The sequence below is a fragment of the Pseudomonas sp. PSPC2-3 genome (genome assembly GCF_049898265.1).
Taxonomy (GTDB): Bacteria; Pseudomonadota; Gammaproteobacteria; order Pseudomonadales; family Pseudomonadaceae; genus Aquipseudomonas; species Aquipseudomonas veronii.
In genome coordinates, this window is sequence record NZ_JAFCXJ010000003.1 from 48,104 (window position 1) to 72,971 (window position 24,868).

Here is a 24,868-nt window from a genome sequence, read left to right on the forward strand (position 1 = left end):
CATGCTTTATCGAGAAGCCGGTCAACTGAGCACCTCTTATGCGATGGAACGGCGCACGTTCCGCTTGCGCCAGGACCGCGTGGGCTTGTGGCTGCTGCTAGGGTTTGCCTTCATTGCAGTGCCCTGGCTGGGCAATGACTATTGGTTCAGCGCGATTCTGCTGCCGCTGCTGGTGTTGTCCCTGGCGGGGCTGGGGCTGAACCTGTTGACCGGTTATGCCGGGCAGTTGTCCCTCGGGTCGGCGGCGTTCATGGCGGTGGGTGCGTTCGCGGCCTACAACCTGCAATTGCGCGTGCCGGGTTTGCCGTTGCTGGTGAGTTTCGCGCTGGGCGGGGTAATAGCTGCGCTGGTGGCCGTGGCCTTCGGGCTGCCGAGCCTGCGGATCAAGGGTTTTTACCTGCTGGTGGCGACCCTGGCCGCGCAGTTCGTGGTGGAGTGGGTGCTGACCCGGTTCAGTTGGTTCACCAACGACAACGCTTCCGGGGTCATCACCTCGCCACCGCTGCTGATCGCGGGGCTGGATTTCAGTTCGCCCCGTGGGCGTTATCTGTTGACCCTGACGGTGGTCGTGGTGCTGTTCTGGCTGGGCAAAAACCTGGTGCGCAGCGAGTTGGGCCGCAACTGGATGGCCGTGCGCGACATGGACACCGCAGCCTCTGTGATCGGCATCCGCCTGTTCAAGGCCAAGCTGCTGGCGTTTGCCATCAGTGGCTTCTACCTGGGGGTTGCCGGTTCGCTGTGGGCGTTTGCCTACCTGGGCACGGTGGAGCCCCACGGCTTCGATCTCAGCCGCTCGTTTCAAGTGCTCTTCATCATCATTATCGGCGGCCTGGGCAGTGTGCTCGGCAATGTCCTGGGCGCCGCTTTCATCGTGCTGTTCCCGATTCTGCTGGCCAACCTCTTCGGGCTGTTGCCCGGTGGGCTGATCGATTCCGGCCAGTTGGAAAACCTGCAGAAAATGCTCTTTGGCGCGTTGATCATCGCTTTTCTGATCAAGGAACCCGAGGGCCTGGCCCGACTGTGGCAACGCTTTCGCCAACGGGCGCGGATCTGGCCGCTGCGTTACTGATTGTTCTCATCCCTGACCCCCATCCTTCGTTCACGAGGAACTGCCTTCATGACTCACCGCACACCGCTGCGCCGCCTGCTATTGGGCCTGGCCTTGATCACCGCCGGGCTCAGTGCCGGCGCTCACGCCGACAACGAACAGTACTTCCCCTTGCAGAGCTATCGGGTCGGCCCCTACGCCGCCGGTGGCACCGGCTTCTTCGGCGGGTTTATCGACTACCTGCAATACATCAACGCAAAGGGTGGGGTGAACGGCGTCAAGCTGACCTGGAGCGAGTGCGAAACCGAGTATGTGGTGGAGAAGGGCGTCGAATGCTACGAGCGCCTCAAAGGCGGCCTCAACGGCGCGCCAGCCGCCGCGACCAACCCGCTGTCGGTGGGCATCGCCTACGCGACGCTGGACCGTTCGACGGCCGACAAATTGCCGCTGATCACCATCAACCACGGCCGCACCGATTCCACCGACGGTAGCGTGTTCCCTTACGTGTTCCCGCTGCAGCTCAACCCGTATTCGGAAGTCTCGGCGATCATCAACTACATCGGCACGCGCGAAGGTGGGGCGGACAAACTCAAAGACAAGAAAATCGCCGTGCTGTACCACGGCTCGCCGTATGGCAAGGAAACCAATGGCGTCTTGGAAACCCTAGCGAAAAACGCCGGTTTCGAACTGACCCTGCTGGAAGTGCCGCACCCCGGCAACGAGCAGCAATCGCAGTGGCTCAATATCCGTCGCCTCAAGCCGGACTGGGTGATCCTGCGCGGTTGGGGGGTGATGAATCCGGTGGCGCTGAAGTCGGCGCAAAAGGTCGGTTACCCGGTGGATCACATCATCGGCAACATCTGGAGCAACTCGGAAGAGGACGTGGTGCCGGCAGGCGCGGCCGCCAAGGGCTTCATTTCCATCACCACGCACCCTTCCGGGACGGATTTCCCGGTGCTGCAGGGCATCAAGCAAAGCGTGGTGGACGCCGGCAAGGGCAACCTGGCCGATCCGAAGCGTTTCGGTACGGTGTACTACAACCTCGGTGTGGTGAACGGCATTCTCAACGTCGAAGCCGTGCGCCTTGCGCAGGCCAAATACGGCGCCAAGCCGTTGACCGGCGAGCAGGTGCGTTGGGGCTTCGAACACCTGAACCTCGACGATGCGCGGTTGCAGGCATTGGGCGCCAAGGGCCTGGTGCAACCGTTGAAGTTGTCGTGCGCCGATCATGAAGGCGGCGGCGCGGTGCGCTTTCAGCAATGGGACGGCCAGCGCTGGAACCTGATCAGCGACTGGGTCCAGGCCGACCGTGCGTTGCTGCGGCCGATCATCGAGGCTTCCGCGGCCCAGTACGCCAAGGAAAAAGGCATCAGCCCGCGCAATTGCAGCCAGGAGCAATAAGGTCCGTTAAGCCAGAGTCTGCAAGCCAACCCTCCCTTGTCGAGGGGCGAGCGGGTCGTTGTTTTCTACGAACAGTCGATCCCCGCCTTGCGCGGCGTAACACAAAGGAAAGGCCACAAGCCTTTCCTTTTTTTTTTGTATAGGCGACAGCACAAGTTCAACTTGTGCCAAGTGTTTGCAGTGCAACAGCGGACGCGCAAAGTGCGGATTAATACATGCGATAAATAGTGGATAACTTTATTTAACTAATTGAAATATAAGTATTTGTTGTATTGGCATGATTTTCGGAATGTTAAGGCAGGATCAGCATTTTTTGCCGCCCTCCCTCCTTAACAGTTTGAAGAGAACAACATGCGTAAAGTAGCTGCTTTGTCTGCGTTTTTTGCCGTTACCGCGCCCGGTTATTCATGGGCCGCCAGTGATAAAAATGAAAATGGATTTATTGAAGATAGCCATTTGAACATTCTCAACCGGGACTTCTATTTCAGTCAGGATTTCCGTAATGGCAGCAGTGCAACCAACCCTCACACGGGGGCGCGCCAGAGCCGCCGGGCGGAATGGGCCCATTCGGTCATCGGGCGCTTCGAATCCGGCTTTACCCAGGGCCCCGTGGGGTTCGGGGTCGATGCTTACGGGCAGTTCGGGGTCAAGCTCGACGGCGGTGATGGCGTGGTGGGCAACGGTGTCGGCGGGCCGGGGTTGATTCCGCGCAAAGGCGATAACAACGGCGAGCCCAAGGATGAGTGGGGCAAGGCCGGTGGCGCGGTCAAGGTGCGGGCGTTCGATACGGTGGTCAAATACGGCGATGTGTCCCCGACCAGCCCGGTACTCCATGCCGGTGATATCCGCCTGTTGCCGCAAACCCTGACCGGTCTGATCTTCGACAACACCTCCATCGCCGGCTTGAAGATCGAGGGCGGCAAATTGACGGCGTCCAGCGATCGCAGCGGCGTCAACCATAGCGGTGACCTGGGCACGGTCTACGGTGGTCGCTTGACCGGGGCGGATAATGTGCAGTACATCGGTGCGGATTATCGCTTCAACGACAACTGGAGTTTCAAACTGCACACCAGCCGCCTGGATAACGTCTGGAACCAGTCCTTCGCCCGGGTCGACTTCAAGCAACGGCTGACCCCCACCATCACTTGGGATACGGGGCTCAATTACTATCGCACCCGCGACAGTGGCGACGCCCTGCTGGGTAAGATCGATAACGACAGCTGGAGCACGCACCTGGGGCTGAATGTCGGATTCAACCGTTTTCTGCTGGCATACGAGCAAGTGCGCGGTGACTCGCCGTTCGACTATGTGTGGAACACCTACGACCTGGAACTCGACAACGCTTCCCAATGGTCAGACTTCAACAACCCCAACGAACGCTCTTGGCAGGCCAGTTATACCTATGACTTCGCCGGGTTAGGGCTGCCGGGGCTCAGCCTCACGGGCCGTTACCTGCGTGGTGACAACATTGATGGCACGCGAGCAACGGGCGGCTACACGGCATTCAACAGCGTCAGTGACGGCAAGCACTGGGAGCGTGATTTCTGGGCGAGCTACATCGTTCAGAGCGGCCCGGCAAAGGACCTGAAGCTCCAAGTACTGCAAGCGACGCACCGGGTGGGAGGCGATTTCGGTAACTACGACGCCAACGTTGACGAGCTGCGGGTCATCGTCGAATACCCGCTGGATTTGCGCATGCTGTAACCGCGCCATCGGTGGCATGGCAGCAACAAAAAGCCCGCGCGAGGCGGGCTTCTTGGGGATTCATAGGCGGCCGTGGACGTCTATGGATCGGTGCCTGGAACCGGTCAGATACGGAAACTGCCCACCAGATGCTTCAAGCGTGCCGCCTGCTGTTCCAGGTCGGCGCAGGCGCGCAGGGTCGACTGCAGGTTTTCCACGCCTTCCTGATTGAGCGTGTTGATTTCGGTGATGTCCATGTTGATCGACTCCACCACCGAGGTCTGCTCCTCGGTGGCGGTGGCGACCGACTGGTTCATCCCATCGATCTCGCCGATGCGCTGGGTCACGCTGCTCAAGCGTTCGCCGACCTGGTTGGCGATCTCTACGCTTTCGAGGCTGTGGCGCTGGCTTTCGCCCATGGTGCTGACCGAATCCCGGGCGCCGACTTGCAGCTCCTCGATCATCGTTTGCACCTGTTGCGCCGACTCCTGGGTGCGGTGCGCCAGGTTGCGCACTTCATCGGCCACCACGGCAAACCCACGCCCGGCGTCACCCGCCCGGGCGGCTTCGATGGCCGCGTTGAGCGCCAGCAGGTTGGTTTGCTGGGAGATGCTGGTGATCACTTCGAGGATCTGCCCGATATTCACCGTTTTGCTGTTCAGCGACTCGATATTCGTACTTGAGGCGCTGAGCATTTCCGACAGCTGATTCATTGCACCGATGTTGCGCTCCACCACTTGCTGACCTTGCTCGGCCATCCCGCGCGCGTCGCTGGCCTGGTGCGAGGCCTCAGCCGCATTACGGGCTATTTCCTGAGCCGCGGCCCCCAGTTCGTTGATGGCGGCGGCCACACTGTTGGTTCGGCTAGCCTGTTCGTCGGAGTTGAGCATGGATGAGTTGGAGGCGCTGACCACGCGCATTGCCACTTCGTTGACGTGCTCGGTCGCCGACGAGACCTCTCGGATCGAGGTGTGAATACGTTCGACAAAACGGTTGAACGCATTGCCCAGCATGCCGAACTCGTCATGCGTGTGGATGACCAGGCGTTTGGTGAGGTCACCTTCGCCTTGGGCAATGTCCTCCATTGCGCGGGTCATCGCGTGCAGCGGTTGGAGCAATACGCGGATCAGCAGACTCAGCAGGACGATGATGATGACCACCGCAACGATGGTGGCAATCACCGCCGAATAGCGGAACTTGCTCAGCGTTGCGTAAGCCTTGTCTTTATCAATAGACAGGCCGATGTACCAGTTGGCCGAAGGTAGACCTTTGATCGGTGCGAAGGTCAGCAAGCGGGCTTGCCCGTTGAACTGGACCTCGGTCAGCTCGCCGGAAAGTTTCGGTGTGTGTGTAGGGTACAAATCTGAAAGCGACTTCATGACCAGCGCTTTGTCCGGATGGACCAGGATCTTGCCCTGATCGTTGACCAGGAAGGCATAGCCCATGCCGCCAAAGTTCAACGAGTTGATGATTTCCACCAGGCCATCCAGCGCCAGATCGCCGCCGACCACACCGATGTTGCTGGAAACCTTGCTGATGACACCAATGACCATCTTGTTGGTGGCCATATCAATATAAGGCTCAGTCAGCATGGCGCCGCTGGCGTTCATACCGTCCTTGTACCAAGCCCGGGAGCGCGGGTCATAGCCATCGGGCATCTTGGTGTCCGGACGAATACTGAAGCTGCCGTCGACCTTGCCTAGGTAGTCGGTGAGAAAATTTGAGGTCAGGACGCTTTCATCCATCAGCGTCTCGGCATTGGCAGGCTCCCTGGCAATGTTCTGCGCCAGGTTCGTCACCAGATTGATCCGCCCCTCCAGCAGGTTGCGAATATTGGTGGAGGTCGACTCACCCATTTCAGCCAAATAGTTTTCCAGGCTGGTGCGGGTGGCATTGCGTTGTAGATAGTCGTTGTACAGCGTGAACAGGGTGAAGGCGAGCATCACTATCAGCGACACGGCCAAAAGAATTTTATGACTGAAACGAAGGCTTTTATTCATGGCGTATTGAGTTCGCTAGGTCTTTTGCGGGGACTGTGGAAGCGTATCGGCTGGAGCCGAGCAAACCTTGAGATGCGAAGAGCCCGATTACTGCGACGGAGGAAGGTAAAGGGGGCAAGGAGCGACCGCCAGAAACAACAAAGCCCGCAGGAGGCGGGCTTCTTGAGGGGCGTCATAGACTGCTGCACAGCGGCGGGGGATTTCCGCTCATTCGGTTTTTAATTGTGCGTCCAGAAAATCTGTGGCGTCTTACCTTGTGAGGCTTTGCTTACCCAGCGACGCACCTTAACCCATCTAGCCTCGAGCAGGGTATGAATTAAGGCCAAATGCCACCACACAGAATTTCCTAACGTTGTCATTTGGGCTGCTCTAATCACCTGCTTTTATTCCATGCATCCAATCGCCTCTCGCTAAGACCAAACCTGGCTAGTCCTCAGTTCAGCATCTCAAGGTAGCATGAGTGAGATCGTATTTTTTAAGCCATCGAATTCGTTAGGGAAGTTTTTATATACAATGCCGCACACCAATATGAGGCATCGCTCCGGATCTAGATTTACTTGCTCACCAACTTCGGCAAACTCCTCATGCTTACCTGCTTGCAATGCATATTCGATAATTGTGGACGCGCGCTCTGGATCAACGCCTAGTTCGATGCCGAGCTTTTGAGGTATTTCGCTGCACTTTTGCAGAAGCCAAGCTTCAGGCCATGTATCGCCTGGGAGATAGGTTGTTCGTGCAAGCAGCCATTTGTTTATTTCATCATCTTTTCGCTCTGCCATATTTTTGGCATGTTCGATATTTTTAGCTTGGAGTTTTCTCTGATCAGCATCGTATATAGCAAGTATATTTGCGTGCTCGTTTCTCAAATAGTTGGCTGCTAACTGGCGAGCCACTGCGGCGGCAGAGCCTATACGTGTGACATTTACTCTGCTGCGGGTATTTCCATCTAACACAGTTTCGATCATTACTTTTGCAACTGGATCCTCAACAAATATTTCGAGTTCTTTCTCGCCAATGGCCCCCATTTTTGAGAACGCAAACTCTGCTGAAACTCCGGGAGTGATCTTCGTTTTCGCCCCGCTTGTCTCAATATAAAACCTAGCGTCGTCAGGTAGGCATTGAAATATTTGCTTTGAATGTGTTGTGCATATAACTTGAGTGCCTGTACTCATGCAAACTTCTTTTAAACGCTCAATAAATAGCCTTTGAGCCTTCGCATGGAGGCCAAGCTCAATTTCGTCGAGAACTAATAAGGCCCCCTCACCGGAAGCATAAATTGTGGAAAATATATCAAATAGCGCGTTTTCACCTGCGCCCATATTAAAACCTGAGTAGATAACATCTCCAACCTTCACAATTGGAAGGCCGTACTTCCTGTATTCCAGCTGCCGATAATCATCGTATCTTTTACCAAGGACATAACCGACCGCATCCTTCACCTTTTGCTCCCAGCCATGAACTCTCAAGTCTTTAAATGCTCGGGAGTAAGATCGTGACTGACTGCGCTCAGCATGAGGAACAATACGCTCAATCCCCAAAAATACCACCGTCCGCTTGATTCTGGTGTCATAGTCATTCCACTTGCCGCCAGCCTTCTTTTTTCGTACTTGTGATGCAATTCCTTCAGGTGCGCTTTTCCAATTGTTATGAGCGAAGCTATACCAAATCTCTACTCCAGGAGGAGCAATTTCTTCTGAGTGCTGCACGAAAAAATCGGAAAACGTGTAATAGCTTCTAGTGCGTTTCGGAAGTTTGAAACCGTCCAATTTATTGTGATAGGCGCAGGCGGCGAGCGCCAACATAGTTGACTTTCCAGATCCATTAACTCCGGCAAATGCGGTGATCGGATAGTCGAGTTTTACCTTGAATGACGTTAGCCCGCGAATGCCGCCAGTTGAGATTTGAATGCTTCGAAGTAGAGCCTTGGTATTGTCATTGCAAAACCACTTTCGTAATTTCTTATCTAGATTACTTTCCCTGTACTTCATCGGCTTTCCCAACATTGACTTAGCACTGGCCGAAAGGCCATGTGGCGATTTGCTATACGTATCACAAATTTCGGAAACTATCGAGCAGGCCTTGATACTTTTCCATGACTCCTTGGGCCTTTAGGCGATCTGCAAAAGATTGCTTCACAACCCCTCGCTCGGGTGGGCTGATAGGCTGCGCCGGGCTTAATGCTCTCGCGTCTTCCAAGCTCCGCCATGAGCGTGTTGAACTACCTGCCAGCCGCTGAGCTGAGAAAGATTCAATAGGCGCATTGGACACTATGTGCCTCAAGCTTGGCTATTCTTCTCCATTATAGAATCAGTTGAGGCATTCACAGGGCTGTACCCAGATTCATTCTCGGTGATACCAATGGACGTGCTGAGCTCGTACGTCGCGTAGGTAATCCCCACAGAGTTGGTTCTCAAGTCGCTCGAAATGCTCGGAACCGCTCCAGTTTTGCGAAAGCTTTAGTTCGACAGGTACGGGCGCGTGGGGCTGGCTGTTCTGGAATCGATAATCCGGACGTATGTCATCGGCAAGCTGCTCTTCCTGAGGAACGACGTAATATCCTGCTGCATGATTTCTCAACCATTTACCGATGAACTTCCGAATGGACGCCTCCTGATTGGTCTGGAGTAAAATCTCAGCATAGCTCGAGTCGCTATCTTCTAAATCGTGTTTTAAGTCCAGAAGAGGATCGATTGCCAGATTCCAGAGCTCACGATGGGTGGACGACGTGCTTTCCAGCGAGTCATGGAATTCGTTTACCTTCGCTGGTTCCCAAGGCGACGTCTGCGGGTCGGCTGTAGTTTTCTGATGAGCGTAAAATGCGCTCCAGGGGCGTAATAGCTTCGCCGGGTGGGTCTGTACGATCTCCTGCAGTTCTAGAAATGTAATCGATGCTCAGGGTCTTTCCAGCGGCTCAGGTATGAAGCCTTGCTCCCTGAGGGACTTGATTACACCTCGAATGAGATAGTTGTTGGAAAAACCGATCGTGTACTGCCTCGCGCCGGCGTTCAGCGGTAGAAGCATCCCTTGGTCCACCAGCTTTTTGATCAGGTAAGTCCGTTGATTGCTCGACTGCTGTGGGAGTACGGCTGCTACATCTGCCGATTTTACGACCTTCAGTTTTATTGCGGCCAATAGCACTGCTTCCTCTGTCTCCGTGATCCATTTGCGTTCGCGTGCGAAGGCCACGGCAGGCACGAGTATGCATTTGGTCAGGTATGCGTAGTCTGTGAGGCGATCGACTTTCTCCAGCTCCTCACGAACCCCTTCCAGCACGTAGGTACACCACGCCTCCAGTCCGTCCTTTGTTCCTTTGTCGGCGGTGGCAAGCATTGCGTAATAGCGCTCACGATCGTTGCAGAATACGGCCGTAGGATTCAGGACACGGCCGCCGGCGTTGACGTTGAAACCATACTTGATCAGGAGTGCGTAGGTTAGCAGCCTGACCACGCGGCCATTGCCATTGCCGAATGGATGTATCCATCCAAATCTATGGTGAGCGAGCGCAACCTTCATGAGGTCGTATTTCGGGGGGGCTTCGTGATTCACGAATGCGACAAGTTCCTGCATATACGCTTGAACGTGGATGAAGTCAGGAGGCTGGTGATCAGACTGAGATATTCTGACCTCTCCACTGCGATAGGCTCCGGGCGTTTTGTCGCCCTCACGCACCAGATCGTCGACGGTCATCGCGTGCAGCTCTCGAATCATCTGCTCGGTCAGCGCTGCGCCGGGCGCCATGATCCGCTCAATGTAGTCCATCGCCTTTTCAATATTGGCCACCTCGCGCAACGGGTCCGTGTCCTGGGCCTTACCTTCGACCTTGCTGTCTATATAGTCCGCCAACGTCGTGTGGTTGCCTTCTATGCGGGCAGAACCGAGGCTTTCCAGTGCATGGAAAAGCGATTTGAGTTGGTAGAACACCTGCGGCGGCGTATCACCTTCAAGCCTTAGGCGACGCAGATGCTCCAGTTCGCTCAGTACATCGACAAGGTCCGAGTCAAAGGACGGATTGAGAAGCTCAAGGTCGTGATGGATAAATGTAGGCATATGGAAAGATATCTCAAGCCGGCCGAAAGGTTATCTTGAAAAAAATCAGGGAAGCTACCGTAATTAAGGGTGTTTGCTTAGAGTGCGCTAAACATTATCTTGAATTCAGGCTTAAGCTAACTCAAAAATGAGCAATGATTAAGTGAGAAGTCTCGATGGTTAGCGGAGGGCATGGCGAGGATGTGCTTTCGGCAGGTCTGACTGATGGGGCCTTTGAGCGTCATGAATCGCCGCCAGGCCTTCAAGGTCAGCAGCAAGGGCTGACCTTGGTATTGCAGGTGCTGGAAACTGCTACGGAAATAGCCGTTAGTTTGACGATGGCGGGAAGTCGATATCGGTAGCGGCGATGTTGTTCAAATAGTTGGTCAGGGTTAACAGCGTGATCTGTGCCACCACCTCCACGATCTTGCTATCGGTAAGACCGGCGTTGTGCGCTGCGGTGATCTGGGCATCACTCAATTGTCCGCGGCTTTCGGTGATTTGATGCGCCAGAGCCGCGACCGCGCTGAGTGTGCCCATGCGTGCTTTGCCAACGGCCTCCTCGCTCAAGCCAGCCTTGGCACCAAAGAATGCATGTGCGGCCACGCAGTAGTCGCAACCGTTGACCTCTGACGCAGCGAGGGCAACGACCTCACGCTCAACGGCACTCAGTGAGGTTTTACCCAAGGCCTGAGCGAGGCTCTGGTAACCACTCAATGCGGCCGGGGAGTGAGCCAGGGTTTTAAATACGTTGGGAATAAACCCAAGACCTTTTTGGATACCTTCAAGAGCAGCGCGCGAGCCAGCAGGGGCTTGGTCCAGCGAGAGAGCCGCGATACGAGTCATGGTAATTCTCCAGTAGATTGATTAGCCGGCTTGTCGATCAAGCCTGGTGTCAATATTAGGGAGGCAGACTTTCCTTTCGGATTCAGATCGTCGAACTTATGCAACAGATCGTCTAAATTTGAGCGAGCTATGGACCGATTATCGACACTGCTTAAACACTTCAATCTGCATGCGTCCACGTTTCACCAGGGTGGTTTTTGCGGAACAACCAACCTCTATGGGCAGGGCAGTTTCGGACACGCACATTTACTGCGTTCGGGACGCCTGGCCCTAAGGGACAAGCGCGGCCAGCTCATTGAGTTGACGGAGCCCAGCCTGATTCTGGCGGTGCGCCCGCAGGAGCATCAGTTGCTGGCGATCGAAGCAGATGAAGCGGAGTTGGTCTGTGCAACCTTGCAATTTGATGGCGGGGCGAATAATCCCCTGACTCTGGCTTTACCGGACTTCATCATCAAGCCACTTCGTGAACTGCAGGGGCTGAGTGGCACCCTCGACTGGCTATTTGAAGAAGCCTTCGGCGACGAGTGTGGCCGTGATGTCATCCTCAATCGTCTGTTCGAGCTGATGGTGATTCAACTGCTTCGCCACCTCATCGCCAGTCGTAGCATTGCGTCAGGGATGATGGCCGGATTGGCTAATGCTCAGCTGTCCCGCGCGCTCGTAGGCATCCACAACGAACCACAGCGCAATTGGTCCGTGGCGCAATTGGCGGATCGTTCAGGTATGTCACGCGCCAGCTTTGCTGCGCACTTTCGCGAGACGGTGGGTAGTACCCCGGCAGATTATCTGGCGAACTGGCGAATCAGCTTGACGCAGAAACGCCTGCGTGAAGGGCGCCCCATCGCGTTGATTGCCGATGAGGTTGGCTATGAAAGTCCGTCTGCGTTAGCCCGTACTTTTCGGCGCAAAGTTGGTGCAAGCCCGAAGGAATGGCTCCAGCACACTAGGGGATGACGTCTAACCGATTGGTGGCGCAATCGCGGGAATGATCACGGTCCTGGGCTCAGTGTGGAGACCCTCACAGGTGTGCCCGGAGAAAATCGATGAACGCCATCGTCCGCGCTGAATGTCGCCGCTCACGACTGAACACGGCGCTTACAGGCAGCGCGGTGTTCTGATAATCGTTGAGCACACTACGAACGTTGCCTTGTTCGACGTCAGCTGCGAACAGCCATTCTGGAGAAAGAGAAATGCCCAGGCCGCAGAGGACCATTTCACGGATGGCATCGCTGCTGTTGCTGGTGACGTTGCCTTTGATTGCCACATCGAACTCTCCTGCACCGTGCTTGAAGTGCCAGGTGTCATAGTGCTCCAGCAACGTGAAACCGATGCAGTTGTGGCTTGTCAGGTCATCGGGCTCGCGTGGCAGACCGTGTAGATCCAGATAGGCGGGCGCGGCATAGACCCGCCGCGTGCTGGTACCCAGAGACATTGCCACCAATCCCTCGCTCTTGACCGTCCCGATCCGGATCGCAAGGTCGATGTTTTCCTTGAGCAGGTCTTCATTGTAATCGCTCAGCCGCAGGTCAATCCGGACATCGGGATAGCGCTGCAGAAACGTCCCTACCAGCGGCGCTATGCACAACCTCCCGTAACTGACCGGTGCCGTTACTCTCAGGGGGCCTGCGATCTGCTCCTGGCCGCAGGCAAAGCTAAGCGTGGCGGTTTCGAGGTGGCCGAGAATTTCTTGGCAGTGGCTGTAGAAGCGTTGCCCTTGGTCGGTCAGGGCCAGGTGCCGGGTGCTGCGGGCGAACAATGGCCCGCCCAGATACTGTTCCAGTGCGCGGACTTGCTTGCTCACTGCCGGCTGCCCCATGTTCAGCTCTCGAGCTACCGCAGAAAACGACCCGCGCTCCACGACGCGTACAAAGATGTGCATGTTGTCGAACAGGTCCATCGGCAATTAGGCCTCTTTGTGGAATAAGTCATATGCAAATTCAGTTTCTTATCGGAACAATGAAAGCGCGGCAACCTGTAAGCGTCCATTCAATCATAGGGTTTGCGTCATGAATCACACCATGCTTGCCGCTATCGCCGAATCTGCCCAGGTCCCTCTGACCGTCCGCCACATCGCTCGCCCTGTTCCAGGTAAAGGGCAGGTCCTGATCAGGGTTCACGCCGCGGGGGTCAATCCTCTCGATACCAAGATCGCGATCGGCGCAGGCGCCCACGCCCGTCAGGCGCTGCCGGCAGTACTCGGCCTGGACCTCGCCGGAACGGTCATCGGACTGGGCGAGGCGGTTGAAGGCTTCACCCCTGGCCAGGAAGTCTTCGGTATGGCCGGCGGGATCGGCGGCGCCCAGGGCACTATGGCCGAGTACATTGCTGTGGATGCACGTCTGATCGCGTTAAAGCCGCACAGACTCGACATGCGTGAGGCGGCCGCATTGCCTTTGGTATTCATTACTGCGTGGGAAGGGTTGGTGGATCGCGCCAATGTCCGTGCAGGTCAACGTGTGCTGATTCATGGCGGCGCAGGCGGGGTCGGCCAAGTGGCTGTGCAACTGGCAAAGGCTCGCGGTGCCGAAGTCTATGCCACCGGTTCGGCGGCGAGTCTCGACTTCATTCGCTCACTGGGTGCAACGGCTATTGACTACCGTGCGCAGCGCGTAGATGACTATGTCGAGCAGCATACGGCGGGGGAAGGTTTCGACATCGTCTACGACACGGTGGGAGGCAGCACCCTGGATGCGGCGTTCAAGGCAGTGAAGCCTTATACCGGGCACGTACTGAGCTGCCTGGGTTGGGGGCAGCACAGCCTCGCGCCGCTGTCGTTTAAAAGCGCAACCTACTCGGGCGTATTTACTCTGACGCCGTTGCTCACAGGCAAGGGGCGCGAAAACCACGGGGCTATCCTGCGCGAGGCCGCCGCGCTGGCAAATGCCGGGCAACTGACGATCCGGATAGATCAGCAGCCATTTGGACTGAATGAAGTCAACGAAGCGTTTCGCCAGGTCGCGGAAGGCCGCGGCAAGGGCAAGACGGTAATCCATTTGGTGAGCGAATAGTCCCCAACGACTTCAACGGTGTGCAGCCCTCCGTGAATGGTTCATACCGCATTACGCACTCACATTCGCCGGTCTTCAAAATGCCTTTATTTTGTCATGTTTTTGCAATCAACCCATGCGAGTTTGGTCGCCGGAAAATAGGACGCAACCGAGTGTTTCAGTGCGCTAATACGCTGTTTTAAATATGGAAAATTGATTTTAATGTCGATGTTTTGTCAGCGCATGGATAAGTCTGAGAGTGGTGGGGGCGGGTGCAAAATCCCATCCAGTGTATTGACGAAGATTCTGTCGCAAACAGCCGCGGCCACGCTGCGCATTTCCATCGACGAAGAACCGTGTCAATTGGCGTATGAACGGTTTCTGGAGGGGATCGCCCAAGCGCTGAAGCGGCCTTCGACTGTCTCGGCAGCTCACGTGTCATGAAGGTGGTGACCTCAGGCTCGGCCTACCTGGACATCGACGCGTATGCCTGTTGCATTGCGTACGCCGAGCTGTTGAATCTCCAGGGCGTTGATGCTCGGGCCGTCAGTAGCGCCCCGCTCAATGCCAGCATCTCCAAGACCGTGCTTGGATGGCAATCCTCTCTGGACGATTATCTGCCGAGGGCGGGTGATGAGTTCGTGTTGGTGGATGTCTCCGACTACCAACATTTCGACCCGGCGGTGGTGCTTGAACAGGTGGTGGAGGTCATTGACCATCACCCAGGCTTTGAAAACTATTGGGCGCAGAAGCTCGGATCTGCGGCGGACATCCTGCCGATCGGCGCAGCGGCGACTCTGATTTTTCAGCGTTGGGAGTCGGCAGAGCTGTTGCCGCTGATCAGCAAAAAAAGTGCGGTGTTGCTGGCCACGGCGATTCTGGACAACACCCTGAATTTCACCGGGCAGTTGACCACCCAATCGGATATTCGGGCTTATGAAGTCCTCGCACAGCGGGCGAAACTGGAAGCGGACTGGCCTGAGCGGTATTTCGCCGAGTGCCAAGCCACTATCGAGTCGGACCTGATTAGCGCATTGGCGGTGGATATGAAGCGGCTGAAAGCCGATAGCAACCTGCCGCAGGTTTTTGCGCAGATGGCGGTGTGGGATGCCAGTGCGCTGATCCGAACGCATCGTTCAACGATCGGTCACTGGTTGGCGGCGCAGGGGGGCGACTGGCTGTTGAACGTCATCAGCATCCGCGAGTGCAGAAGCTACTTTCTGGCTGAGCCCTTGGTCAGTCAACAAAAGTTGAGCCAATTGCTGTCGATCGAATGGCATGCCGGAATGGCTGTGCTTGAGCGCGCGCTGCTACGTAAGGAACTGTTGAAGTTGGGCTTGGAGCGCATCTCGGTTATGAGTAAACCCCCTCTGGTTTTGTAGCCACGTCGAAGGGCTGTTTCTGGCTGTTTTCTGCCTGTCGTAACTGCTTGAATCCACCGCCAAAAGACGTCATTCAAAGGTGTCTGGGAACTAGGGGCTATTAGGGGTAGGGGACGGAAGGAGCCACGCTCCTTCCGCGGGTTCAGCTAATCAGTTCGTACCAATGTAGGGGTCCCATTGGATGAAACGTGTCGATGGCCGAAGCCCTCCAGAGGTCACCTTGACCTGGATCTGGTAGGTGGTCTGAGACGATGCGTTGCGAGCCAGGCCCACCCAATAGTTACCTGCGGCACCGACTTGCATCGGGTAGCCATCGCTGCCGAACACACTGCCCTGGGAAATTTGGAAGCCGGTGATGGACACCGTGTCGCCAGCGTTCGGATCGATCGGAACCACCTCGAAGCCGAGGTAGTCCCCGATGTTGCAGTGGGTGCGCAGTTCCAGCGTTCCTTCGCCGCTGCTGTCATTGCTCAGACGATTGTCGAACATGTACACACCGGTGGAAATGTCCCCGCCACCAGTGCCGAGTACATATGCGGTATCGATGGCAATGGTGATTGCGGTTTGCGGATTGGCGATGCCGGCAAGCACCTGCGAATCAGCCGTCCACACCTGGGCAGTACTTTTTTGGCCACTCATTGTCGTGCTCCTTCCTTAGGCAGAGACAGTCACGCTGGGGTTGAGCTTCACGGTGATACCGGAGCCGCCCGCCACCTGTACGTTGAGGGATACCGGGTAGGACGCAGTACCTGCGTTCTGCACGGTGCCGGTGTACGCGCTCGCGTTATCCGAAGCGGTTTGCGGCTGGCCACTGAAGCCCCAGGCGCTCGAGTTACCGAAGGCGGCAATGGAGACCTGCGAGGTCGACTTGGGATTGATCAGGAACACTTGCCAGCAGACATTGCTGCCTTTGGACGCAGCAGTATTCAGGTTGGCGGTGCCTTCGTGGGTGGTGCCAGCAGAGATACGGTTATCGACCAGATAGACCCCAGCGGTGGAGCCATTGGTCACTGCATTGTCGTCGACCCAGATTTGCACCTGGACGTCACAACTGGTGGTAGGAATTGCCATGAGAGAACTCCTTGTAAGGTTTCGACGCAAGCGTCGGGCGTGCCCTATGTCGACCCCACACGCTTACCTGCAGGCGTGGTGCCGAACCACCTTGAGCCTCGTGGTCGCGAGGACCTTGGCAAAGCATCTCGGTCAGGCGAGTGGGAGGATAGACAAAGCAAATAAAGGCAACTTGCCATTACGCTATTAGCAGTAGAGCCATTCGAAATAACTGCCGCGACAGCAGCCTCAAATCGCCTTGGCGAAACCACGGAGTAAAAGGTTCTCGAGATTGCAGGCATGGCAACCTCAATGCCGAAACGGCTGGCGATGACCTTGCACCCGCTCCTCGGCGGGTCAGTGCATGGCTGTCGAGGTTCTGGGTTAGTCACTGGGGATTGATGGCTAACTTCTGTCGATCGCGACGGTAGAAATCGACCCAAAGCGGACGTCGAGGGCGAGCTTCTGAGAATGCTCGCTAAGACGATTTACGCGGCAAAAGTAAGTACTCTTGCCTCTTGAGTATCCGCTATGAACGCATTGACTTGCTCTTGCGGATGCGGGGAAAGTTCTGGGTATTCATCTGCAAGGTATTCGATGACCGTATCTTCTTCCCAAGGGCCGAGCGAAGCCATGTAGTCAGAGTACTGATTTTGAATTTCTCTCCATGATTGGTAAGGATGCTTGGAGAGCAACATGACTGTTCGGGTGTAGATAATATGAATCTGCACTAATCTATTTCCGTATGTTGACGTCTGGGACACCACCAGGCGAGTTTAAATCCTTTTCAAGATTGCCTTCCTGTTTGCAGCTTCTGCCTGAAGAAAAGTGGTGGGCTGGACGTCCGCTCCTGGCTGAAAGGCGCCTGTCCGTGTGAAAGGGTCGAGCTTGAAGGATTGACAGACCGTTTGTACGCTTAAGTCCCTTTAATGTGGCTGCCTGAAGATGGAAAGCAATTTGTCGTTGCAGATCGAACGCGCCGCCTATGAGGAGTTCATCCGGCTGTGGGCCATAGGGAGCTTCGAGCATCAGCGATTGGGCCAAGCGTTCTATAACCATTTCAACCTGCACAAACTCACCGATCAAGCTTCATTGCGCGGCCTCTACGAGGCCGACGGTGAGAAAGCTTCGGGCCTGATCTTAAAGCTCTTCCATCTTCACTAAGCGTCAGCTCTCGGCCAACCGCAGACAGTGACCGAATCGTTGCGAGCAGCCCATCGCCGCTCAAGGTCGCGCGCTTGCTGGTGGACCTTGAACAAGCCGACGGGCTCAGACGCGAACATATGGCCGAGGGGCTGCAATATCGGCCGACAATGCTCCAGCCCGTGTCACCCCTTGGTAAGATCAACCAACGGCGTCTGCCGCACCTCAGTCTCCCGCCCATCCTGAATCTCGCTAACCTGCTTCAAGGCTCTATCCACCGCCGCCTTATCCGCCAACAAGCTATAGCTGATGCGGAACTGCTTGTGTTCCTTGGGCCCAATTGTCGGTACCAGATTCAGTGGCCGCTGATAACGGCGGTTGTAGGAAAAACTTGTCCCCGGCTCCAGCCCCGTGACATAGCCCTGGCCTTGGGTGTCGGTGTTTTTCCACAGGGAAAACACGGGCAGTGTCTGAGTATTGAAGCCGACCGAAACGCCCAGGCTGCCGGCCTTGTTATGCAACACGGTCAACGTATCGCCCTTGGCATCGGCATACGGCACCACGTTGTACACCGTTTCGTCGTAGTCTCTGGTCGGTGCGCGGTAGGTTTGCCAGTCGGGGAGATCGTCCTTGGCCTTGTCGTTGAACGGCGACACCTGTTTCACCGGCGCGGCGAAACGAGCGCCCTGCTCCAGGAACGGGGTGCTGAAGTTGCTGTGATACAGCGCCTGGTATTCCTTCGGATAGTCGCCGTTGTTGGTCAGGGTGTCGTTGAGGGCGAACACGACGCTGCCGGGTTCGGTGACCAGTTCGGTCGCGACCGAGAAGTCGACCTTCTTGAACGCCTGCTCTTTCAGCTCGCCGCGCAGGGTGATGGCGTACGGTGGTTTTTCATCGATATGCAGCGTGACTTTATTCGCAGGAATGTTGGCGGCCCGACCGTGCAGGGTCAGCAGTTCGCCGTTGTCGACGCCGGGGTGGCCGACCCATTCGTATCCGCAGCGGGTGACCAGCTCATTGAAACCTTCCAACCAGCCCAGACCACCGCGGCCATTGAGTTCGATGAAAGACGGATTGACCACTTCCTTGACCGGCGAATCCCAGCCCATGCGTACATTGCCAACCGAGGCCTGCAAGACGTTCATTCCGCGAGTCGGCACTACCGAGAGTTTCATCGTGCCGTTATCGATGTCGACGATGCTGACGCCCTCCTGCCGACCGCCGTGCAAGGTGCGCAAGGTAACGCTGAAGGGTTTGTCGGTTTTTATTCCGAGTTGCTGACTGGTGATCTGCCAGCTCTGGGCGGCTTTGTCAGTGTCGAGCAGAACGTAATCCCAGGCCATGGCGTGGGAGGCAGCGGACAGTGCGCTGATGGCAACAAAAAGTTTGAGCGGGGTCATGGCGGCAGCCTTTCTTGGAGTTGTGCCATTTTTATAAACGTGATGAAACGTTTCAGCAAGCTAAAAGATCGACACGGTAATGTCGCTGATAGCCCATTTCTGCCTTCTGTGACCGGCTAAAATCGACCCTAAGTTGCTCTTCGCGAAAGGCAGCGATCGGCCGATTCTGTTGAAAAAGTCGGCCTTAGTTTCCATGGAAAAAAATAAGCGCCTGAGATTGAAATCCAGAATTTCCGCAGAAGCATTCGAACTGAGAATTCACGTAGCAGCGTGCAAGAAGGAGCTTTCACCGATCAATTTTTCGGCAGTTTGAGAAAACCGACTTTTTCAACACAATCGGCCCAAGCCGGTCAGTCGTGACAGGCAGAAAACGCCCCAGACGTTGAAAACCGCGGGCACAGTCTTGAAGAATGCGTTGCTACGTAAAATCTGTCGGCGTGGGTTGACCAGCAGACACAAAAAATTGTGTAGAAGCGCGATTTTCGTCCCGATCTGACAGTCGAACTGGTCTTAGGCCCCATTGTGTGTCTGGGGGCTCGCGGTCAATCGCGAGCGGGGCGTCAAGGCGGAAATAGGGGGCAGACCACTATTAATAAAAGTGGTCTGACCCCGTTTTTACTGCATCGCTTCGAAAAAGTACTCGGTCGCCACGGCGTCGATATTCCACGAAAAACCTTGGCACGCTGGGTTATCCAGTGCGGCGAACACCTGCAACCCTTGCTCAACTTGATGCGTGATCGACTGCTGGAAAGTCGCGTCATCCACTGCGACGAAACGGGCGTGCAGGTGCTGAAAGAGCCTGATCGAGAGCCGACCAGTCAATCCTGGATGTGGGTGCAAGCCGGCGGGCCGCCGGATCAGCCTGTCATCCTTTTTGACTACTCGACCAGCCGGGCGCAGGAGGTTCCATCGCGCCTGCTCGAAGGTTATCGCGGCTACCTGATGACCGATGATTACGCTGGTTATAACGCCTTGGGCGCGCAATCCGGTGTCGAACGTTTAGGCTGTTGGGCACATGCGCGACGCAAGTTTGTCGAGGCGCAAAAGGTGCAGCCTAAAGGCAAAACCGGGCGTGCTGATATCGCCCTGAATCTGATCAACAAGCTTTACGGTATCGAGCGAGATTTAAAAGAAGTCGGCGATGAACATCGCTACGAAAGCCGCCAGCAAAGCAGCCTGCCGGTGTTGGCGCAGTTGCAAACATGGCTGGAGAAAACCCAGCCACAAGTGACGGCGCAAAATGCACTGGGCAAAGCCATCAGCTACCTGGCCAGCAACTGGATCAAGTTGGTTCGCTACACCGAAGCCGGTTACTTGCCGATCGACAACAACGCCGCCGAGCGTGCGATCCGGCCCTTCGTGATCGGGCGCAAGAATTGGCTGTTCAGCGACACGCCCAAAGGCGCGACGGCCAGCGCTCAACTTTACAGCCTGGTCGAGACGGCTAAAGCCAACGGCCAAGAGCCCTATGCGTGGCTGCGCCACGCACTTGAGCGCCTGCCACAAGCCTTGATCGTAGAAGACTTCGAGGCCTTGCTGCCGTGGAACTGCACGCCGCAAATTCCAAGATAGCCATAGATCCCACCTTTAAAATGTGGGGTTCATGGAGCGCTTACTAAAATCTAAGGCCGTTATCAGTTCATCAGTGGAAGTTAATCACTTCCGGTTTTAAATCCATTTTTGCTTCGTCAGGTAGATTGAAAACTGTCCTCGACGATTCACCGCCTTGGTTTGGAAGCGATCGGTCAAGAGCGTCCGCTGTTGGCCGACTCCTGACCATCGTGATAGGCAGTGAGCGGCCAAAATCTGAGGTTCTACCTCTTCTCCTTTCGACCAATATATGGCCACTTGGATATGATCAGAGATTACTCTTTTAGAGCCAAATGCTCCTTTAATCCTAGGTGTACTTTGAATAAATTGCCCGAACTGTCCCACGCTTCACCTGGTTCGGAGTACCTATAGACCCACTTCTTACCACCATAACCAGATGCCCTGTACGCGCCTAGTACTGAGTACTCGTAAAGCGTCTCCAACGCTTGTTCAGATGTATAATTATTTTCTGCAGTAACGGACTGAGGATAACGATCCTCAAAGCTAACGCGAGCAAATGACAATCGACCCATCTTAGAAATTGCTTTAAGAGAATCTTCCCACTCCGCCCAATGAGGAGATATTTCATCGTGCAACTCTAGCCTAAGATATGTAGAATATTCACGCCTCGACGCCACAATATCTTTGTTTGTAAAGACTGTTACACCACCTTTGGTACTAATACGTTCCTTCGCCTTTGAAAGCAAAATATTTAAAAAGCTGATCACATCGCGCGGACGTAAGAATGTTCTAGCTACTATATAAGAAAATTTTTGCTGACGACCTCGCATAGTAGCTGCATCATGGATCGCATCCCAATTTTTTCCAGCGATACTATTCACCCGAGAGTTCACAACACTCAAGAGAGATTTTTCATCCCAGGAAATATCTAAAACTGAAGTTGTGGTGATTTTGTTTTTATCTGAGAAATTTATTTGGTTCCATAAATCAGTGCGAAGATATACTACTGACTTCAACTTGACGGAGTTCTTGGCCGCCTCTCGGTTAATTGACCTTGTAGCCAAAATCAAACCTGTCAGCATTTGTTGCCGAGGACGATCGAACTTCGACATCCCCTGATCGAGTTCATCAAAGTGAATCAGAACTTTTTCAATTCCTTCACGGCCGCATAGGTACAATGCATTTTTAAGGATGAGATCAGATAGAAGATTTAGCTCTCTTGCCAAACCTCCTTCCTCGCTTTTACGTTCAAGTGTTATGCCCCCTAGTTTAACTCCTAACAGTTGAGGTTCGAATGACGCCTTGGAAAGGCTCAGTTTTTCGGGTCGCAAAAAATCGCCCAAACCTACATCGATGCCTCCATAATTCTGAGAAAAAAACTCGATTAGATTCTTTGCCTCGTCCGTCCATTTCGATTGCCCAGTTAGTCTCTTAGCTACTACTTGGGCAAATTCTACAACTATGAGATAACGCCAGCTAGCCTCATACCGTTCTGACTCGTCTACATCAGAGTCAGAACGCTTGGCATGCAGAGTCCAAGGGTATCCTCGTAGGTTAAGAGCAATTGAAACAAGCCCATTTTGCTTTTTCTCATTAAAATAACGCACAAGGGCTGTCTTTCCAGATCCCTTCCTGCCCAACACTAAAAATTTCTCGCCATCACTAATTTCAGTGACAGCGCTTGTTTCCACAAAGTAATTCAACACGGGCTCATCTTCTGCAGCAACAGCTCCAAAAGTACTGATCGCTCTAACGTCCATGCCTTATCCCTAATTGACCTTAATTTTGAAGCATCTTAACCTTGATAAGCACACGCGTGATAGCCATCTGCCTGTGCTCATAACGGTGTCGAGACTGACCAAAACGGCCAGTGATTGCGAGTGAGCTCGCTTGGCTCGCGAGGCTGATCTAAGGCGCGCCCTTTTCATTGATACGTTCGCATGACTGCTTCTGGCCGATTTCTGCCGGTCATGCCCACGAATCGTGCTGGTCAAATCCGATGCAAATGACTGGTCCGGTCGAATGCAAATGGGTGGGCAAGTCCGTGCACTAACCCCGCTCAGCAATGATCGCCGTTATTTTTGCAGCATGGCCGGATAGGCGTAGACAGAGGTGAACAGCCAGAAACAAGAAAGCCCGCACGAGGCGGGCTTCTTGAGGTGATTCATAGACTGCTGTAGACGTCTATGGATCGGTACTTGGTGGCTACACAGGGACTTGAACCCCGGACCCCAGCATTATGAATGCTATGCTCTAACCAACTGAGCTATGTAGCCAAGTGGCGCGCATTATTCGCGGAGAACGACAAAGCGTCAAGCGTTTTTATTGAATTTTTATCTACGCTTTCAATTGTTTAACGAAAAGCCCTGGCTGGGCCGACGGGTGGCAGGGGGATTTGCAGGTCTTTATGGCACGCCCCGGTCTCCCACATTTGATCGGCGTTGGCTGTCAGGACGTGCGGGGCATGCAGTCGATGGAGCGGTCGACCACGGTCTTGGCCATTTCCAGCAGGTGCCACACGGCGTGGATCTTGGCGCGGTCGTGGGGGGGCAGGTGGTCGCCGCAGTCCAGCACGGTGGCCGAGGCGCTGTGGATCAGGTGGGCGATGTAGAGCTGGGCGTCTTCGAAGCTGAGGTGTTCGTTGACGGCGAGGCAGTCGCTAGGCGGATCGGGGAGTGCTTTGGTCATGGTGTAACTCCTGATTAAGTCAGAAGCCGGCCCCGTCGCGACTAAACGAATGGGTGGCGGCTGTACGCAGGTTAGTCGACCGGCTAATCAGGAAAATCCGGCGCACCCGAAGGTGCCCTGCGCACAACCACCATAAAACTCATGGAGGTGCATGCGCCTGATTAAGAATCCGGGCGACTAAACCCGATCACTGATTCCAGTGACGGATCGAAGACTAGCCAGCGGTTTCCACAGGCACAAGGCGCCGGGGATTGTCTAGGAAACATCCTTCAAATTAAAGCGATCCACCCTGCTGGCCTTTTACAAAGCGTGACCGCTACAGTCGTTAGCTCCCTAACGGGATAGCCTTGCCATGGGCAAAAGTGGCACATTGTCGCACCTGCACCTGTGCATTCCCCCGCTGTACGGAACCCTCTTATGGCTCTTAGCAATTCCCCCGCCGCCGGGCAGACCAGCCCGCTGGTCATGCGGATCATCGGCGCGGTGGCGCTGGCGCATTTGATCAATGACTTGATCCAGTCGGTGCTGCCCTCGATCTACCCGATGCTCAAGGCCAGCTATGGCCTGACGTTCACCCAGGTCGGGCTGATTACCCTGACGTTCCAGCTCACCGCGTCGCTGTTGCAGCCGTGGGTGGGTTATTACACCGATCGGCATCCCCAGCCGTTTCTGTTGCCGTGCGGGATGGTCTGCACCCTGGTGGGGATTGTGATGATGTCCCAGGTCGGCAGCTTCCCGCTGATTTTGCTGGCGGCGGCGTTGATCGGGATCGGTTCGTCGACTTTTCACCCCGAGGCGTCCCGCGTGGCGCGGCTGGCGTCGGGTGGGCGCTATGGCCTGGCGCAGTCGACGTTCCAGGTCGGCGGCAACGCGGGCTCGGCGTTCGGCCCGTTGTTGGCGGCGGCGATCATCATTCCGTTCGGCCAGGGCAATGTGGCCTGGTTCGGCCTGTTCGCGGTTTTCGCGTTGGTGCTGCTGTATGCGATCAGCCGCTGGTATCGCACGCACTTGAACCTGTTCAAGCTCAAGGCCGGTCAGGCGGCGACGCATGGCTTGTCGAAACGGCGCGTGATGGCGGCGCTGGTGGTGCTCGGGCTGCTGGTGTTTTCCAAGTATTTCTACATGGCGAGCATCACCAGTTACTTCACGTTTTACCTGATCGAGAAGTTCGACCTGTCGGTGGCCAGCTCGCAGTTGCACCTGTTTCTGTTCCTCGGCGCGGTGGCGGCGGGCACGTTCTTTGGCGGGCCGATTGGCGACCGCATCGGGCGCAAGGCGGTGATCTGGTTTTCGATCCTCGGCGCGGCGCCGTTCACGTTGTTGATGCCCCATGTGGACCTGTTCTGGACCAGCGTGCTCAGCGTGATCATCGGCTTTGTACTGGCCTCGGCGTTCTCGGCGATTGTGGTGTACGCGCAGGAGTTGGTGCCGGGCAATGTGGGGATGATCGCCGGGGTGTTCTTCGGGCTGATGTTCGGGTTTGGCGGGATCGGGGCGGCGCTGCTGGGGCACCTGGCGGACAGTCACGGCATCGAGTACGTGTACCGCTTATGCGCGTTCTTGCCGTTGTTCGGGCTGCTGGCGATCTTGCTGCCGCGCACGAAAAAGGTCTGATACGGTTGGGCAGATATCCCTCTCGCCCAACGGTTGCCAGCTAGGCTGG

The 24,868-nt window shown here is 55.5% G+C and carries 19 protein-coding genes, 1 tRNA gene and 3 pseudogenes; 9 read left to right on the forward strand and 14 right to left on the reverse strand.

All coding sequences use genetic code 11. From position 1 onward, the window contains the following. The first annotated feature begins 1 nt into the window (after nt 1). From ACP7E3_RS07560 to ACP7E3_RS07570, 3 genes are all read left to right on the forward strand, one after another. Entirely contained in the window at nt 2-1,069 is a 1,068-nt protein-coding gene (locus tag ACP7E3_RS07560) for a branched-chain amino acid ABC transporter permease (protein ID WP_046384797.1), read from the forward strand. 48 nt (nt 1,070-1,117) lie between these two features. Then, a complete protein-coding gene (locus ACP7E3_RS07565; RefSeq protein ID WP_057005651.1) occupies nt 1,118-2,449 on the forward strand; it encodes an ABC transporter substrate-binding protein in 1,332 nt (443 codons plus the stop codon). Nucleotides 2,450-2,800: 351 nt separating this feature from the next. Further along, complete coding sequence (locus ACP7E3_RS07570; protein WP_046384795.1) at nt 2,801-4,153, forward strand: OprD family porin; 1,353 nt, start codon at nt 2,801-2,803, stop codon at nt 4,151-4,153. A gap of 104 nt (nt 4,154-4,257) precedes the next feature. Here the strand turns inward: ACP7E3_RS07570 and ACP7E3_RS07575 are convergent, their stop codons facing one another. From ACP7E3_RS07575 to ACP7E3_RS07600, 6 genes and pseudogenes are all read right to left on the reverse strand, one after another. Further along, nucleotides 4,258-5,052 (reverse strand): methyl-accepting chemotaxis protein, encoded by a 795-nt coding sequence (locus tag ACP7E3_RS07575; protein WP_371928141.1) that lies wholly within the window; start codon nt 5,050-5,052, stop codon nt 4,258-4,260. A gap of 63 nt (nt 5,053-5,115) precedes the next feature. Continuing rightward, nucleotides 5,116-6,132: pseudogene (locus tag ACP7E3_RS07580) on the reverse strand (HAMP domain-containing protein); the annotation flags it as partial. A gap of 446 nt (nt 6,133-6,578) precedes the next feature. After that, entirely contained in the window at nt 6,579-8,120 is a 1,542-nt protein-coding gene (locus tag ACP7E3_RS07585; protein WP_426122752.1) for an AAA family ATPase, read from the reverse strand. 388 nt (nt 8,121-8,508) lie between these two features. Beyond that, nucleotides 8,509-9,012: pseudogene (locus tag ACP7E3_RS07590) on the reverse strand (hypothetical protein); the annotation flags it as partial. Nucleotides 9,013-9,024: 12 nt separating this feature from the next. Then, entirely contained in the window at nt 9,025-10,179 is a 1,155-nt protein-coding gene (locus ACP7E3_RS07595) for a Fic family protein (protein ID WP_108525214.1), read from the reverse strand. Between the two features lie 306 nt (nt 10,180-10,485). Beyond that, entirely contained in the window at nt 10,486-11,004 is a 519-nt protein-coding gene (locus tag ACP7E3_RS07600; protein WP_017844477.1) for a carboxymuconolactone decarboxylase family protein, read from the reverse strand. 129 nt (nt 11,005-11,133) lie between these two features. On the opposite strand from ACP7E3_RS07600, the gene ACP7E3_RS07605 reads away from it, so the two are divergent. Next, the gene (locus tag ACP7E3_RS07605; RefSeq protein WP_079442785.1) at nt 11,134-11,958 is read left to right on the forward strand and encodes an AraC family transcriptional regulator; all 825 of its coding nucleotides are present in this window, start codon (nt 11,134-11,136) and stop codon (nt 11,956-11,958) included. A gap of 64 nt (nt 11,959-12,022) precedes the next feature. Here the strand turns inward: ACP7E3_RS07605 and ACP7E3_RS07610 are convergent, their stop codons facing one another. Then, on the reverse strand, nt 12,023-12,901 hold the full coding sequence (locus tag ACP7E3_RS07610; RefSeq protein WP_079442786.1) for a LysR family transcriptional regulator: 879 nt from the start codon (nt 12,899-12,901) through the stop codon (nt 12,023-12,025). Nucleotides 12,902-13,010: 109 nt separating this feature from the next. Between ACP7E3_RS07610 and ACP7E3_RS07615 the strand changes: the two genes are divergently transcribed. Then, on the forward strand, nt 13,011-14,012 hold the full coding sequence (locus ACP7E3_RS07615; protein WP_046384790.1) for a zinc-dependent alcohol dehydrogenase family protein: 1,002 nt from the start codon (nt 13,011-13,013) through the stop codon (nt 14,010-14,012). Between the two features lie 419 nt (nt 14,013-14,431). Beyond that, nucleotides 14,432-15,373, forward strand: a complete 942-nt coding sequence (locus ACP7E3_RS07620) for a DHH family phosphoesterase (RefSeq protein WP_426122756.1) — start codon at nt 14,432-14,434, stop codon at nt 15,371-15,373. A 150-nt stretch (nt 15,374-15,523) separates the two neighbouring features. On the opposite strand, the gene ACP7E3_RS07625 is transcribed toward ACP7E3_RS07620, so the two are convergent. The 3 genes from ACP7E3_RS07625 to ACP7E3_RS07635 form a co-directional block, all read right to left on the reverse strand. Beyond that, nucleotides 15,524-16,012, reverse strand: a complete 489-nt coding sequence (locus tag ACP7E3_RS07625; RefSeq protein WP_102618051.1) for a hypothetical protein — start codon at nt 16,010-16,012, stop codon at nt 15,524-15,526. A gap of 15 nt (nt 16,013-16,027) precedes the next feature. Continuing rightward, nucleotides 16,028-16,444 (reverse strand): hypothetical protein, encoded by a 417-nt coding sequence (locus tag ACP7E3_RS07630; protein ID WP_017844470.1) that lies wholly within the window; start codon nt 16,442-16,444, stop codon nt 16,028-16,030. 467 nt (nt 16,445-16,911) lie between these two features. Continuing rightward, the gene (locus tag ACP7E3_RS07635; RefSeq protein ID WP_169865220.1) at nt 16,912-17,154 is read right to left on the reverse strand and encodes a hypothetical protein; all 243 of its coding nucleotides are present in this window, start codon (nt 17,152-17,154) and stop codon (nt 16,912-16,914) included. 214 nt (nt 17,155-17,368) lie between these two features. Between ACP7E3_RS07635 and ACP7E3_RS07640 the strand changes: the two genes are divergently transcribed. Then, nucleotides 17,369-17,587 carry a hypothetical protein gene (locus tag ACP7E3_RS07640; RefSeq protein WP_169865217.1) on the forward strand — a complete coding sequence of 73 codons (219 nt, stop codon included), beginning with the start codon at nt 17,369-17,371 and terminating at the stop codon, nt 17,585-17,587. Nucleotides 17,588-17,751: 164 nt separating this feature from the next. Here ACP7E3_RS07640 and ACP7E3_RS07645 read toward each other — a convergent pair whose 3' ends face one another. Continuing rightward, nucleotides 17,752-18,966 (reverse strand): aldose 1-epimerase family protein, encoded by a 1,215-nt coding sequence (locus tag ACP7E3_RS07645; RefSeq protein WP_057005660.1) that lies wholly within the window; start codon nt 18,964-18,966, stop codon nt 17,752-17,754. Between the two features lie 618 nt (nt 18,967-19,584). On the opposite strand from ACP7E3_RS07645, the pseudogene tnpC reads away from it, so the two are divergent. Further along, nucleotides 19,585-20,538, forward strand: a pseudogene (gene tnpC, locus ACP7E3_RS07650) (IS66 family transposase); the annotation flags it as partial. A 293-nt stretch (nt 20,539-20,831) separates the two neighbouring features. On the opposite strand, the gene ACP7E3_RS07655 reads toward tnpC, so the two are convergent. From ACP7E3_RS07655 to ACP7E3_RS07665, 3 genes are all read right to left on the reverse strand, one after another. Beyond that, nucleotides 20,832-22,277 carry a P-loop ATPase, Sll1717 family gene (locus ACP7E3_RS07655; RefSeq protein ID WP_426122759.1) on the reverse strand — a complete coding sequence of 482 codons (1,446 nt, stop codon included), beginning with the start codon at nt 22,275-22,277 and terminating at the stop codon, nt 20,832-20,834. Nucleotides 22,278-22,716: 439 nt separating this feature from the next. Beyond that, nucleotides 22,717-22,793, reverse strand: a tRNA-Met gene (locus tag ACP7E3_RS07660). A 172-nt stretch (nt 22,794-22,965) separates the two neighbouring features. After that, nucleotides 22,966-23,205, reverse strand: a complete 240-nt coding sequence (locus tag ACP7E3_RS07665; protein ID WP_046384782.1) for a hypothetical protein — start codon at nt 23,203-23,205, stop codon at nt 22,966-22,968. A gap of 417 nt (nt 23,206-23,622) precedes the next feature. On the opposite strand from ACP7E3_RS07665, the gene ACP7E3_RS07670 reads away from it, so the two are divergent. Then, nucleotides 23,623-24,819: an MFS transporter gene (locus ACP7E3_RS07670; RefSeq protein ID WP_046384781.1), complete on the forward strand. Its 1,197-nt coding sequence runs from the start codon at nt 23,623-23,625 to the stop codon at nt 24,817-24,819. Nucleotides 24,820-24,868: the final 49 nt, after the last annotated feature.